The sequence below is a fragment of the Dyella sp. 01N36 genome, assembly GCF_056399745.1.
The window spans coordinates 35,638-49,781 of record NZ_JBFTRY010000004.1 but is presented as its reverse complement, the minus strand read 5'-3'; the positions used below and the strand labels follow the sequence as shown (position 1 = coordinate 49,781).

General features: G+C 66.1%; 12 protein-coding genes. All 12 read right to left on the bottom strand.

Translation table 11 applies throughout. From position 1 onward, the window contains the following. Positions 1-13: 13 nt before the first annotated feature. Complete coding sequence (locus AC1DMG_RS01990; RefSeq protein WP_477176997.1) at positions 14-1,951, bottom strand: AI-2E family transporter; 1,938 nt, start codon at positions 1,949-1,951, stop codon at positions 14-16. Positions 1,952-2,037: 86 nt separating this feature from the next. After that, positions 2,038-2,499: a chemotaxis protein CheW gene (locus AC1DMG_RS01985; RefSeq protein ID WP_441602961.1), complete on the bottom strand. Its 462-nt coding sequence runs from the start codon at positions 2,497-2,499 to the stop codon at positions 2,038-2,040. A 52-nt stretch (positions 2,500-2,551) separates the two neighbouring features. After that, entirely contained in the window at positions 2,552-3,703 is a 1,152-nt protein-coding gene (gene motD / locus AC1DMG_RS01980) for a flagellar motor protein MotD (protein WP_441602962.1), read from the bottom strand. 15 nt (positions 3,704-3,718) lie between these two features. Then, positions 3,719-4,459, bottom strand: coding sequence for a flagellar motor protein (locus tag AC1DMG_RS01975; protein ID WP_441602963.1), 741 nt, complete (start codon positions 4,457-4,459; stop codon positions 3,719-3,721). Between the two features lies 1 nt (position 4,460). Further along, the gene (locus tag AC1DMG_RS01970) at positions 4,461-6,416 is read right to left on the bottom strand and encodes a chemotaxis protein CheA (RefSeq protein ID WP_477180141.1); all 1,956 of its coding nucleotides are present in this window, start codon (positions 6,414-6,416) and stop codon (positions 4,461-4,463) included. A gap of 3 nt (positions 6,417-6,419) precedes the next feature. Then, positions 6,420-7,061 (bottom strand): protein phosphatase CheZ, encoded by a 642-nt coding sequence (locus AC1DMG_RS01965; protein WP_441602965.1) that lies wholly within the window; start codon positions 7,059-7,061, stop codon positions 6,420-6,422. Beyond that, complete coding sequence (gene cheY, locus AC1DMG_RS01960; protein ID WP_121882234.1) at positions 7,058-7,465, bottom strand: chemotaxis response regulator CheY; 408 nt, start codon at positions 7,463-7,465, stop codon at positions 7,058-7,060. Before cheY ends, AC1DMG_RS01965 begins: the two co-directional genes overlap by 4 nt. A gap of 157 nt (positions 7,466-7,622) precedes the next feature. Then, complete coding sequence (locus AC1DMG_RS01955) at positions 7,623-8,396, bottom strand: RNA polymerase sigma factor FliA (protein WP_477176995.1); 774 nt, start codon at positions 8,394-8,396, stop codon at positions 7,623-7,625. Position 8,397: 1 nt separating this feature from the next. Then, complete coding sequence (locus AC1DMG_RS01950; protein ID WP_441602967.1) at positions 8,398-9,339, bottom strand: nucleotide-binding protein; 942 nt, start codon at positions 9,337-9,339, stop codon at positions 8,398-8,400. Further along, positions 9,336-10,760, bottom strand: a complete 1,425-nt coding sequence (gene flhF, locus AC1DMG_RS01945; RefSeq protein WP_477178552.1) for a flagellar biosynthesis protein FlhF — start codon at positions 10,758-10,760, stop codon at positions 9,336-9,338. Before flhF ends, AC1DMG_RS01950 begins: the two co-directional genes overlap by 4 nt. 143 nt (positions 10,761-10,903) lie before the next feature. Further along, on the bottom strand, positions 10,904-12,994 hold the full coding sequence (gene flhA / locus AC1DMG_RS01940; protein ID WP_477180140.1) for a flagellar biosynthesis protein FlhA: 2,091 nt from the start codon (positions 12,992-12,994) through the stop codon (positions 10,904-10,906). Between the two features lie 10 nt (positions 12,995-13,004). Beyond that, positions 13,005-14,141, bottom strand: a complete 1,137-nt coding sequence (flhB, locus tag AC1DMG_RS01935) for a flagellar biosynthesis protein FlhB (protein ID WP_046973099.1) — start codon at positions 14,139-14,141, stop codon at positions 13,005-13,007. Positions 14,142-14,144: the final 3 nt, after the last annotated feature.

Sequence of the window (14,144 nt, the reverse complement as noted above, 5' to 3'; positions counted from 1 at the left end):
AGGACACGCGCCGTCAGATAGTGGCGCCGCGAACCTCGCGCTCCACGCCACCTTCCGGAAAGCGCGCAATCGCCTGCTGCGCCGCCTGCTCCAGCGACGTGACCACTTCGTTGAGCTCGGCATTGACCGGCGGCTCCACTTCCGTCGCCGCCAGCGGTTCGGGAAAGAACACACCAACCAGGCAGGCATCCGGAATCCCGCGGCGAGTCAACGCAACGGCCTCGTCGAAGCTCTCGCGCTCCTTGGTCGGGTGGGTGCTGACGATGTAGACCATCGACACAGCGTTGGGCGTGGCTTCCGGATGCGGCTCGGCGTCGAAGGCTGCAAAATCCTCGACGGAAAGATGGCGCGCATCGATATTCAGGTCGCGCAGGATGCGGGTGAGCAGTTCGGTGGCAAAGTCGCTGGCGACCGAACCCAGGCCCAGGCAAAGCACGACTGAGCGCGGCGCAACGGCGAGCGGCCCCTGCCAGCGACCAAACGCATCTTCGCGGTGCTGGCGCAGGCTGCGGCCGATGCTCACGCTCTCCAGCACCGAGCTGCGACGGCGCCAGCGCGCCCATTTGCTTTCATGGCTGTCGAGCGTCTCCACCACGGTCACGATGGCGCGCTTGACCGCAGTCTGCTGCTCGGTGCTGATCGCGCCAGCCGCCAGGTCGATGCGCGCCAGCTGCAACGCGGGCAGCAGCACCGCGTCGCAATATGCGGCGAAGCTTTTGCGTTTCAGGAATTCGCGCGCCTCGCTCAAGATCTCGCTCGCATCGCCCGACAAGGCGCGCTGATACACGCGTTGCGGCATGGTCAGCGCCGGCGTGTCCCCGAGCAGGATATTGAGCAGGTTCAACGCCTGCACGTGACGGCCCGCTACCACCAGGCAAAGCGTCAGCGGCGTGGACATCAGCAGGCCCACCGGACCCCACAACCAGCTCCAGAAAATCGCGGCCACTACGACGGCGAGTGGCGACAGGCCCGTGGTGTGCCCGTACAGAAACGGCTCGATCAGCTGCGACACGATGATCTCGACCACCAGGTACAACATCACCGTCATCAGCAGCAGCGACCAACCCGGCGCCACGGCGGCCGCGAACAAGCTCACCACGGCAGCCACCAGCCACACACCGATGTAAGGCACGAAGCGCATCACCGCCGTGAGCAGGCCCCACAGCAGGGCGCTGGGCACGCCGATGACGGCCAGGCCCAGCCAGATCGCCACGCCTACGCCAAAGTTGACCGAGAAAGTGGAGATGAAAAAGCGCGAGAGCCGCTCGCCTGCATCGTTGATCGCGGCCGTGGTGGCGCGCAGGTCCGCACCGCCGGCGAGACGGATGAAGCGGTCGCGCAGGGCTTCGTGTTCCAGCAGCACAAAAATCAGGACCACCAGCACGATGCCCGCCGTTTCCACCGGGACCCACGCGGTGGACAGCACCCGAGTGATCACCGACACCGGCGCACTAGGCAGCTTGGTCGCGGTTGATGCCGGCTTGGGCACGGCAGGCGCGTTGGTCAGATAAGGGGGCGCGGCCGCACCCGTGACAGGTGCCGACCCTTGGCCGGATTCGTCGATCACCTTGCCCAGTTCGCCACTGAGGAGATCCAGGCGTCCCACCGTTTGTTCGCGCAGCGACTGCACCTTGGTGTGAATGGTCGCCTCGTACTGCGGCAGGCTGCGCGCCACATGCACTACCTGCGTGCCCATCATCGCCGTCGTGCCGGTCACGATGACCACCAGCGCCAGCACCGCAATCATCACCGACATGCCGTGGCCTAGGCCGATGCGGCGATACAAGCGCACCCATGGCGCCATCAGCAGGCTGAGAAAGAGCGCCAGGATGATCGGCACCAGCACCTCACGCCCGAAGTACAGCAACGCCAGCACCGATGCCGCGGCGATGATGACAACCGCGCGCTGGCTCGCCGTCACGGCGGGCAAAGTGGGGTCTTGCGACGACATGGGCATCTCCTCTACACCGCGGCGTGTCCGGGACGACGACGTCGTCCCGGATAGCGCAAGGATAGCCTTGCCCGATGTCGGTTGGGTCAGGCCGCTTCTTGTTCCAGCGGCAAGCGGCACAGGCGGCGCACATCCAGCAAGGCTACGAAGCCGCCCTGTGATGGCAATACGCCGTGCACGGGATCGTCTTCACGCGCCATGGCGCCCGGCAGCGGCGGTGCGATATCGGCGGCGGCGGCGTCCAGCAGGTCGCCAACCGCATCCACGCGAATGCCGACCAGATGCGGACCATGCGAGAGCATCACCTGACGCACCTGGAATGGGTCGACACGCATTTCGTCGGGCAGCCCCAGGCGACGGCGTCCATCGAGCACGGGCACAATGCGGCCGCGCAGGTGACGGATGCCCAGCACGTCGTGCGCCGAACCCGGCACCGGGGTCAGCTCGCCATCGCGCAACACTTCGCTCACCTGCGTCAGCGGCGCGGCATACAACTGCCCGCCGATGCGGAAGGACAGCCAGTGCTGGGCGTTCTGTACATGTTTCATGGCGATGGCTCCCCGACGGTGGGATGGGTGTTGGGTACTACCGGCTTGCAAATCACGGGCCATGCTCCGGCGCGGCCACGTGGGCCGATCCCACGGTGATCGCACCCGCCGCGACGTTGGGCAGACTGGCGCGTGGCGTCACTTCCGGACCGGAGTCGACGTCCTCCGGCACGCTGCGCTGGGGCTTGGCGAGGATTACCTGGTTCACCGGAACTTCGTCGATCAACCGGGGCGCCACCACTTCCACCGTGGGCACGGCTGTGGCGGGCTTGGTGTTGGCGACCACGGCGGCGCTGGCCGGGGACGCGACGGAGGCTGCGGGAGCCGGCGCGCCCTGCCTGTCGGCGGTGAGCTGGCCTGCGCCCGGTGCATTGTTTTCCAATCGCTTGGGCTCGCCTTCTTCGCTGAGCACCACGATCAGCACGCGGCGATTGCGATTGCGACCGTCTTCCGTCGCGTTGTCGGCATTGGGGTGGTATTCGCCCCAGCCCATGATGCCCAGGCGGGTCGGATCCACGCCCTGCTCCGTGAACAGGCGCGCCACGCTCGCCGCGCGGGCGGCGGACAGCTCCCAGTTGGACGGATACATCGCGGTGTTGATCGGCCTGTCGTCGGTATAGCCCTCGATGCGCACCGTATTGGGGAATGGCTTGAGGATCGAGGCCATGCTGTTGAGCACTTCGTTGGCTTCCGGCGACAGTTTCGCCACGCCGCTGGGGAACAGGATGTCGGTACGCAGCTCCACTTCCAGCCACGAGGTGGTCTTGCGCACGATCACCATCTGCTTGTCGATCAAGGGCTGCAGCGCGCGCACCACCTGGTCGCGGATCACTTCGAGATTGCGCTTCTCTTCCACCGGGGAGGCGGCACGGGTATCCACGGCGCGCACCATCTGCGGGCGTCCTGGAATGGGCACGCTTACCGGGATGGTCGCCGCGCCAGGCTGGCTCCCCGGCGAGGCAATCGCCGGATCGACATTGTGCGGCTGCGCACGCGTCTGCGGCATCGGCGCGATCACGTGGCTGGAGCCATTGAACGCCTCGATGATGGAGTTGGACATCACGCGGTACTTGCCTTCGTTTACCACCGAGACCGCGTACATCACCACGAAGAAGGCGAGCAGCAGCGTCATCAGGTCGGCGTAGGGAATGGCCCAGGCCTCGTGATTGACGTGGTCTTCGTGGTGTTTCTTCTTCCTGGCCACAACGCTGCGCCTCCGTTACGCCAGGTAACCCTGGAGCTTCGCTTCGATCTGGCGAGGGTTGGCGCCCTCGGCGATGGAGACGAGGCCTTCGATGAGGATTTCGCGCATCTGCGTCTGCTTGTGGATCAGCGCCTTCAGGCGCGCCGACATCGGCAGCATCCACAAGTTGGCCAGCGCCACGCCGTAGATCGTCGCCACGAACGCAGCGGCAATGCCGTGGCCGAGCTTGCTCGGATCGGCCAGATTCTGCATCACCGCCATCAGGCCCATCACCGCGCCGATGATGCCCATCGTCGGCGAGAAGATGCCTGCCTGCTCGAACACTTTCGCGCCGGCCAGATCATGGTGTTCGCGCGCGCCCACTTCGACTTCGAGCACGCCGCGGATGGCCTCGGGCTCGCTGCCGTCGACCAGCAGCTGCAGGCCTTTGCGCACGAAGGTGTCGTTTTCCGCGTCGATCTGCGGCTCCAGGCCCAGCAGGCCCTGGCGACGCGAAATTTCGCTCCAGCCCACGATACGGCTGATCAGATCCGATGGCTGGTGCTGCGGCGGCTTGTACACCAGCGGGAACATCGACATCGCGTGCTTGAGCACCTTGCCGGAGTTCTGCACGAGCAGTGCCGCGATGGTGCCCATGAACACGATCACGAATGCCGCCGGATTCCACAGCGCTTCCACGCTGGAACCCTTGAGGATGGTGCCGACGATCACGACCACGAAGGCCAGGATCGTCCCGATGAGACTTACCAGATCCATGTCAGGTATTCACTCGGAGGGATGGGAGGAGTTGACCGTCGCTGCCGGACAAGCCGGCAAGATCCATCACCAGCGCAAGACGGCCGTCGCCGGTAACGGTGGCGCCCGCCACGGCGGGCACGCCTTCGAACAGGGGGCCGAGCGGTTTCACCATCACGTCTTCGCGGCCAAGCACTTCATGCACCAGGCAGCCCAGGCGCATATGGCCGATGTGCAGCACCACTACGTGGCGACCCGGCGCAGCGTCCACACCGATCCAGCCGCCAAGGTTGGCCAGCGCGAGCGCGCGGCCGCGATGCGAAGCCACCGCACGCCCGTCCAGTTGCTGTTGCTGCCCCGAGGCCAGTTCGAACACTTCATCGACATTGCTCAGCGGCAGCGCAAGCAGACGCGAGCCCACGCGCACCATCAGCACGCGCTGGATCGCCAGCGTCAGCGGCACGGCCAGCTCCAGCGTGCTGCCTTTGCCCAGCTGCGAGCGCACCGACAAGGTGCCGCCCAGCTCCACCACGCGCGTCTTCACCACGTCCATGCCCACGCCGCGACCGGAGATGTCGGAGACGGTGGCGGCCGTGCTGAAGCCAGGGCGGAAAATGATTTCGTAGCATTCGTTCTCGGTGAGGCGCGAAGCCTGCGCCTCATCCATCAACCCCTTCTCCACCGCCTTGCGGCGCAGGATCTCGGGATTCATGCCGCGCCCGTCGTCGGACACGGTGATCACGATGCGCTCGCCGCGCTGGCTCGCACCCAGCGTCACCTTGCCCTTGCGGGGCTTGCCGGCGCGCTCGCGTTCGTCCGGCATTTCCAGGCCGTGATCGAGCGCGTTGCGGATCAGGTGCACCATCGGATCGGCGAGCGCTTCGACCAGGCTGYGATCGAGATCGGTGCCCTCGCCTTCCTGGATCAGTTCCACTTCCTTGCCGAGCTGGCGCGAAAGATCGCGCACGATGCGCGGAAAGCGCTGGAACAAGCGGCCCACCGGCTGCAAGCGCATGCCGAGCACGGCGTTCTGCAAGGCATCGGCCACGCGATCGAGTTCGGTGGCGGCCAGCTCGAGCGTTTCATCGCCGGTCTTGGCCGCCAGGCTCAGCAGTCGGTTGCGCACCAGCACCAGCTCACCGGCGCGGTGCACCAGGGCATCGAGGCGGGCGGTGTCCACGCGCACGGTGTTTTCGGGCGCCGGCGCCGCCTGCTTAGCCGGTGCGGCGGCAGGAGCAGGTGCGGGGGCAGGAGCGGATGCCGGCGCGCTCGCGCCCGGTAGTCCGCCCTTGCCGTGAAGATTGTCGAGCAGCGATTCGAACTCGTCGTCCGAGATCGTGCCTGCGGTTGACGATGCGACGGCCGCGTTCGTCGTCGCGCCAGGCTGGCCGCCCTTGCCATGCAGGTTGTCCAGCAAGGCTTCGAATTCGTCGTCGGAAATGCTGCCCGATTCGGCCACCGCCGCGGGCGCACCCGGTGCGCCGCTGCTCCCATAGAGGCTATCGAGCAAGGCCTCGAATTCGGAATCGTCGATCGTGCCGTCGCTCGGCGGCGGCGCTACCGGCGCGGCCACCGGCTTGGGCGCCGGTGCAGCGGCCTTGCCCGGCATCAGGCGTTGCAGCAGGCCAGCGGGCGGCATCGCCATCCCCGTGCCGCCGGCCAGCGCCGCCATCATGTCGTTGAGCAGATCCAACGCTTCAAGCAGCGCATCCATGCGGCTGGCGTCGAGCAGCAACTGCCCGTTGCGCGCCACGTTGAGGAGATCCTCGGCGTGATGGCACAGCTGCACCATCGGCTCGATCGCAAGAAAGCCCGCGCCGCCCTTCACCGTGTGGAACGCGCGGAACACCGCGTTCAACAGTTCGGCGTCGCGCGGCGAGGCCTCCAGCCCGATCAGCTGATCGCCCAGGCGCTGCACCAGTTCCCCGGCTTCCACCAGGAAATCGTCGCGCAACTCGTTGTCGAACGAGGGATCCATCGATCAGAAACCGAATTCGCTCAACAGACGATCCGCCTCATCCTGGCTGGTGACCTTGACCGGGCCGGCGGCGGCTTCACCCGACGCCAGCGCGCCGGTGAGGCTCACGAGTTCCAGCAGCGAGTTCTCCACGCTGCCGATGAAATTCACCACCTTCTTGATGCGCTGACCGGAAAGGTCCTGCCACGACTGCGCGACCACGAAATCGGCGAGGCCATCGCGGCAAGCATGGGCGAACGCCTGCGACTGCGTCGCCAGCACATGCGCAACTTCGCCTTCAGTGGTGCCATCGATCACGGCACCGGCGTTCTCGGCCAGCGCGTCGGCCTGCGGACGCATGCGCTCGACGAAATCGAGCGAGCGATGCGCGGCCTGCGAGCTCATTTCCAGCACGTCTTCCAGGTGCTTGCGTGCATCGGCGACGCTGCCCGGCACGCCTTCCTGCGCGAGGTCGCCGCCGAGGCGGCGCACGGCATCGTGCAGGTCGCGCGCAAGCAGGCCGAGTGCGCGGAACACGCGCTGTTCGCGCTCGCGCACCAGCGCGTCGAGGGCCTTTTCAAAGGCAGCACCATCGGCGCTGTTGAGCAGGTCGTGCAATTCAGGCGGCATGGCTTCGCCAGCCATCAGGGAAACTTGTGCGTTCATGCGGTGGCTCCGCTGGCGGCCAGACGTTCGAAGATCTTGCTCAGCTTTTCCTGCAGGGTCGCGGCGGTGAACGGCTTGACGATGTAGCCGTTCACGCCGGCCTGGGCGGCGGCAATGATCTGGTCGCGGTTGTTCTCGGCGGTCACCATGAGTACCGGCATGCCCTTCAGCGAGGGCTCGGCGCGGATCGCGCGCAACAGGTCGATGCCCGTCATGTTGGGCATGTTCCAGTCGGTCACGACCATGTCGAAGGCGTTGTTGCGCAACATGGTCAGGGCGTTCTCGCCATCGTCGGCCTCCTGGATCAGGCCGTTGCTGAAACCCAGCTCGACCAGCAGGTTGCGAACGATGCGCCGCATGGTGGAGAAGTCGTCCACCACGAGGATCTTCATATTCTTGTCCAAACGCTTTCTCCGCTGCGCGTAGATATGACTTGTGTTGAACAGGGACGAGGGACCAGTTGCGAGGGCGCAACGACCGGACGTCGGGTTGCGAGGGCGCAACGACCGGACGTCGGTTCGACCCTGCACGGCGCAGCGACCGTCCGGACTCACGCCCTTGTTAGTCGCCCCTCGCCCCTTTACGTTTTCCTGCCTTCCTTTCCTGCCCCTCATGCCAACCGCTCATCCGCGCTCGCAAGCGCACGATGGCCTGGCCGTGGATCTGGCACACGCGCGATTCGGTCACGCCGAGCACCGCACCAATCTCCTTGAGGTTCAGTTCTTCCTCGTAGTACAGGGACATCACCAGCTGCTCGCGTTCGGGCAGGCCGCCGATGGCTTCCACCAGGGCCTCGCGCATGCCTTCGTGCTCGACACTGTCCGCCGGGCTCAGGCTGTCGCCATCGGCCACGTCGAACGCCGCGCCACCATCCGCGTCATCCGGTGCGGAAAGGCTGAGCAGGCGTGCACTCGCCGCGTCGGCCAGCACCTGGTGATATTCCTCGGCGCCCATGCCCAGTCGCCGCATCACTTCGGCGTCATCGGCATCAGAACCGGTTTCGATTTCAATCTGACGAACAACCTCCGCCATTTCGCGTACTTTTCGATGCACCGACCGTGGGGTCCAGTCGGTGCGCCGCAATTCGTCGAGCATCGCGCCACGGATGCGGATACCCGCAAACGTTTCGAAGCTCGCATTCTTGCCGGTGGTGAAATTGCGCGCGGCCTCCAGCAAACCGATCATGCCGGCCTGAATCAGGTCGCTCACGTCCACGCTGGGCGGCAATCGACCCATCAGGTGATAGGCGATCCTTCGCACCAAGGGAGCGTGCTGGCGAACCAGTTCGTCGGCACTCTGCCGCGTCAGCTGCAGATATTCGGAAGCCACACTCATGTCACCACCCCGTTGCTACTGCGGCCTGCCTGCTGAAAAAGGCGATGCGATCCAGGCCCAGTCGCTCGGGTTCACCCCATGTATCGACCGCACCCGCCAATTGCTTGAATGCCAATCCCGACCGGCTCGACGGCCACAGGTCCACCACCGCGCTCTGGCGACGGATGGCCTGCTTGAGTCGTTCGTCATGCGGGACATGGCCCATGAATTCCAGCGCCACATCGAGGAAGCGATCGCAAACTCGTGCGAGTTTCTGATGCAGCTGCCTGGCTTCGCCCAGGTTGCGCACCATGTTCGCCACCATGCGGAAGCGGCGCACGCCAAAATCGCGGCTGAGTACCTTGAGCAAGGCATACGCATCGGTGAGCGAAGCTGGTTCGTCGCACACCACCACCACCACGTCATCGGCGGCGGCGGCGAACATCGCCACGTTGTCGGAAAGTCCTGCGGCGGTATCCACCACCAGGTAGTCCGGCGGTGTCACCAGATCGTCAAACGCGCGGATCACCGCCGCGTGCTCGCCCGCCCCCAGCTGCGCCAGTCGACGCGTGCCCGAACCGGCCGGCACCACTTTGAGGCCGTGCGGCGCGGTCATCAGCAGATCCTCGATCGAGCAGACGCCGTCGAGCAGGTGGCCGATATGACGCGTGGGCGTGAGGCCGAGCAGCACGTCGATATTGGCCAGGCTCATGTCCGCATCGAGCAGGATCACCTGGTGACCCTGCACGGCGAGCGCCATGCCCAGGTTCACCGATACCGTGGTCTTGCCCACGCCGCCCTTGCCGCCGGCCACCGCGATGGCGCGGCAACGCTTGCGCGGCGCAGAGCCGCTCAATCCATACGCCTGGTCCTGGACCGGCGCCTGTCGGCTATGTCGTTCGGTCAGCGCACGCAGCATGCTTTCCAACCCCATCGCCTGGTTCATTGCAAAGACACCGCTCATGCACTTGCCACCGCTAGTCCGAAGCGATCCGCCATCACCACGTCATCGGCCGGCGCCGTGCCCTTGAGCACTTGCGCGGCACGGCACACCAGCACCCGCGCATCGGCTGTGGCGATGTCTTCGGGCACGCGCTGTCCATCGGTGACGTAGTCGAGCGCGAGTCGGTGACGGATCAGCACCGACAGCGCGCCGCCGAGGCTCGGGGCCTCGTCGAGTTTGGTGAGAATGCAGGCGTGCGGCTTGACCGGCAGGTAGGCGCGCACCGCTTCGTCCAGCGACGAGGCATGTGCATTCGCCGCCATCACCAGGCAGGCGCGCAGATCGCCGCCGTTGCCCAGCACTTCCAGCTGTTCGGCCAGGCGCGGATCGCCGCCGGCCAGGCCGGCGGTATCCACCAGCACGGTGTGGTGGCCGCGCAGCAATTCCAGTACATGGCGCAGGCTGTCGGCGTCGTAGGCGGGATACACGCGCACGCCGAGCAGGCGGCCGTAATGTTCCAGCTGCGCCGCGGCGCCAATGCGGTAGTGATCGGTGCTGACCAGCGCGACCTGCGATGCGCCATTGCGCATCACCGCGCGCGCGGCGAGCTTGGCGATGGTGGTGGTCTTGCCCACGCCGGTGGGRCCGACCAGTGCGGTCACGCCACGGCGCTCCGAATGATCGCGCGGGCTGATCGACAGGCTTCGGCTGAGCACGCCCAGCGGCAGGTAGCGCGCCTGCTCGGCGTTGATCTCGACCGGCAACTCACCGACCAGCTGACGGGCCACATCCGGTTCGATGCCGAGCCGCGTCATTTCGCGCAGCACACGGGCGCGCATCGGCTGACGGCGCTCCAGGTCGTTCCAGATCAGGCTGGACAGCTGCGTTTCCAGCAGGTCGCGCAGGCTGCCCAGTTCGGCGCGCACGCGTGCGGTGTCCTGCATGGCGCGTTCGAGCAAGGGGTGAATCGAAGCGGTGACCTCGCCGGCCACATTGGCCTGCGCAGATTCCACCGGTGCGGATTTTTCTTCCAGCGCCTTGGCCTGCGAGGCGGCCGGCTTGCGGGCCCCCAGCGTTTCGATCGTCGGCTCCATGCGCGGCGCGGCGGTGGCGCGACGCGAGAGCGACACGGTCACGCCATCGTCCTCGTGACGGTTCGCCGTCGGCAGCGGCGGCGGCATGACTTCCGCACGGCGTGCAACGGAGGCTTCCACATCGCGCTGCGACGCGGCAGCAGCCGGTGCGCGGTTTTCCACTTCCAGCGGCGCACCGTGGCGCGCGGCTTCGCGCACCAGGGCTTCGTCGAAATCCACGGCAGCGATGATCTCGATGCCGTCGTCCATCCGGCGCGTGGACAGGATCACCGCATCCGGTCCCTGGTCTTCGCGCACTTCACGCATGGCCTGGCGCATATCCGGGGCCACGAAACGCTTGATCTTCATGCCTTGCTGCTCCGCGAAACAGGGACGAGGGACGCGCGGCGAACCTGCGCGGCCGTGCCTCGTGGCACGTACCGCCCATTCGCCAACGACTCGATGTTTGCGCCCTCGCTACTCATCCCTATTCCCTCTCTCGTCTGCTTGATTCAGCGACCCAATGCCTGCACCAAACGCACTCGGCGGTTGTCCGGCACCTCGTTGTAAGCCAGTACGTGCAGGTTCTGTGCCACATGGCGAGTGAAGCGTGCGAGCCACGGACGCAGCTGCGGCGCGACCAGCAAAACGGCCGGTTCGCCGCTCATTTCCTGCTTGCGCGCAGCGTCGGCAACGCCTTGCTGCAGGCGGTCGGCGAGGCCTGGCTCCACCGCGGCGCCCGCTACGCCGCCATTTGCGAGCGATCCCAGCAGGATCTGCTCCAGCTCCGGCGCCAGCGTGATGACCGGGATCTCGGTACCGAGCCCGGAGATCTCCTGGACGATCTGGCGACCGAGCGCCACGCGTACGGCAGCGCTGAGGGCGCCGGGATCCTGACTCTGGTTGGCGTGCTCCGCCAAGGATTCGACGATGGAACGCATATTGCGGATCGGCACCCGCTCGGCCAGCAGGTTTTGCATGACCTTGACCACCACGCCCAGCGACAGGCGCTTGGGCACCAGGTCTTCCACCAGCTTGGGCGTGGTCTGCGCGAGGCGATCGAGCAGCTGCTGCACGTCCTGATGGCCGAGCAGTTCGTGCGCGTGGCTCTGCAGGATGTGCGACAGATGCGTGGCGACCACGGTGGCCGGATCGACCACGGTGTAGCCCAGACTCTGCGCCGTTTCGCGCTGGCCCGGTTCGATCCACAGCGCTTCCAGGCCAAACGCCGGATCGCGCGTGGCGATGCCTTGCAGGCCTTCCTGCACGCGGCCGGGGTTGATCGCGAGCAGCCGATCGTTGTGCACCTCGGACTCGCCCATGGGCACGCCCATCAGGCTGATGCGATACGTGTTGGGGCCAAGGTCCAGGTTGTCGCGGATATGCACCGGCGGCACCAGGAAGCCCAGCTCCTGCGAGAGCTTGCGGCGCACCGACTTGATGCGGCCCATCAGCTCGCCGCCCTGGTGCGTATCCACCAGCGGAATCAGCCGATAGCCAACTTCCAGGCCCAGCGGATCGACGCTGGCGACATCTTCCCAACCCAGTTCGAGACGTTCCGTCGGCGCGGCCGGCGGCGGCACCTCGGCGGCAGCTTTCGCCACGCGCTCAACCGCTTCGCGATCGCGCTTGATCATCAGCCACGCCGCACCGCCACAGGTGCCGCCCAGCAGCAGGAAGGCGATATTGGGCATGCCCGGGATCAGTCCCATCACGCCCAGCACCACGCCCGCCACGGCGAGCGCACGCGGCTGGCCGAACAGTTGGCCGACGAGCTGTTTGCCCATGTCGGTGGACTTGGACACGCGCGTCACGATCACCGCGGTGGCGATGGACAGCATCAGCGATGGTACCTGCGCCACCAGGCCGTCGCCGATGGTGAGCAGCGTATAAGTCTTGGCGGCTTCACCGGCGGAAAGCCCGTGCTGGAAGATGCCGACGAAGAAGCCGCCGACGATGTTGATGATCAGAATCAAAATGCCGGCGGTGGCGTCGCCGCGCACGAACTTGGAGGCGCCGTCCATCGAGCCGTAGAAGTCCGCTTCCTCGCGCACTTCCTGGCGACGGTCGCGCGCCTGTTCCTGGTTGAKCAGGCCGGCGTTGAGRTCGGCGTCGATCGCCATCTGCTTGCCGGGCATCGCATCGAGGGTGAAGCGCGCCGTCACTTCGGACACGCGGGTGGCACCCTTGGTCACCACCACGAAGTTGATGATGGTGAGGATGGCGAACACCACCAGGCCCACCGCGAAATTGCCGCCGATGACGAACTCGCCGAACGCTTCGATCACCTTGCCCGCGGCGCCAGGGCCGTCGTGGCCATTGAGCAGCACCACGCGCGTGGAGGCGATGTTGAGCGCGAGGCGCAGCAAGGTCGCCATCAGCACCACGGTGGGAAACGCGGCGAATTCCAGCGGGCGCATCACGTAGATCACCGCCAGCAGGATCACCAGCGACAACGCGATGTTGAAGCTGAAGAGCATGTCCAGCAGGAACGGCGGCAGCGGCAGCATCAGCATCGCCAGTGCGGCGAGCATGATCACCGGCGCACCGAGGCCGCGGCGTCCGAGCATCTTGAGATTGCCTAGGGCAGTCGTGTTTGCCATCACTGTTCCGTCAGAACTTGTAGGGACCCATCAGGTCCGGATCAACATCGGGTTGCGGCGCCGACGGCGGCGCATCACCGCGCGACACCGCCTGCTTGAGCTGGAAGACATAGGCGAGCACCTGCGCCACGGCGACGTACAGCGCCGAGGGAATCTCGCGATCGATCTGGGTCGTGGCATACAGCGCGCGGGCCAGCGGCGGCGCTTCCACGGTGGGGATGCGATGGCTGGAAGCGACCAGGCGGATCTGCAGCGCCAGTTCGTCCATGCCCTTGGCAATCACGCGCGGCGCGCCCATGCGGCCTTCGTCGTAGCGCAGGGCCACGGCAAAGTGCGAAGGGTTGGTGATCAGCACGTCTGCCTTGGGCAGCTCCTGCATCATGCGCTTGCGCGCCATCTGGAACTGCAGCTGCCGGATGCGTCCCTTGAGCTCGGGGTTGCCGTCGCTTTCCTTCGATTCGTCCTTCAGTTCCTGGCGCGTCATGCGCAGGCGCTTGTTGTGATCGAACTTCTGGTACAGCGCATCGGCACCGCCGATCAGCGCAAGGATCGAGCCGAACAACAGCGCACCGTGACCCAGCAGACTCATCGCCTTGAAGGTGCCGGCGCGTACTTCGCCGACGCCGGTGGCCATCAGGTCGTCCTGCCAGTTTTTCAGCACCATCACCAGGATGCCGCCGATCAGCAGCAGCTTGAGCAGCGACTTGGCCAGCTCCACCAGGCCACGCATGGCAAAGATGCGGCCGAGACCCTTGATCGGATCAAGCCGCTCGAATTTGGGCTCCAAGGCTTCGGCGCTGAAATTGAGGCCGCCGAGCAACAGCGGCGCAGCGAGCGCGGCCAGCATGGTGGCCAGCGCCACCGGCGCAAACAGCGACATCGCCTCGTGCATCGCCATCGAGAGCACGCGACCGGGCAGCTGTTCGGAAAACAACGCAGCGCGGTCATAGGTCAGTCCCAGTCCGTAGATGCGCCGCACGTGTTCCATTGCCGCTGCGCCGCCATTCATCAGCGCGGACACGCCGGCAAGCACCACCACCGCGCCCGAAAGGTCGCGCGACCGGGGAACGTCGCCCTTTTCGCGCGATTCGCGCAGGCGCTTTTCGGATGGTTGTTCAGTGCGTTCCTGATCGTCGTTCTCTGCCATGGC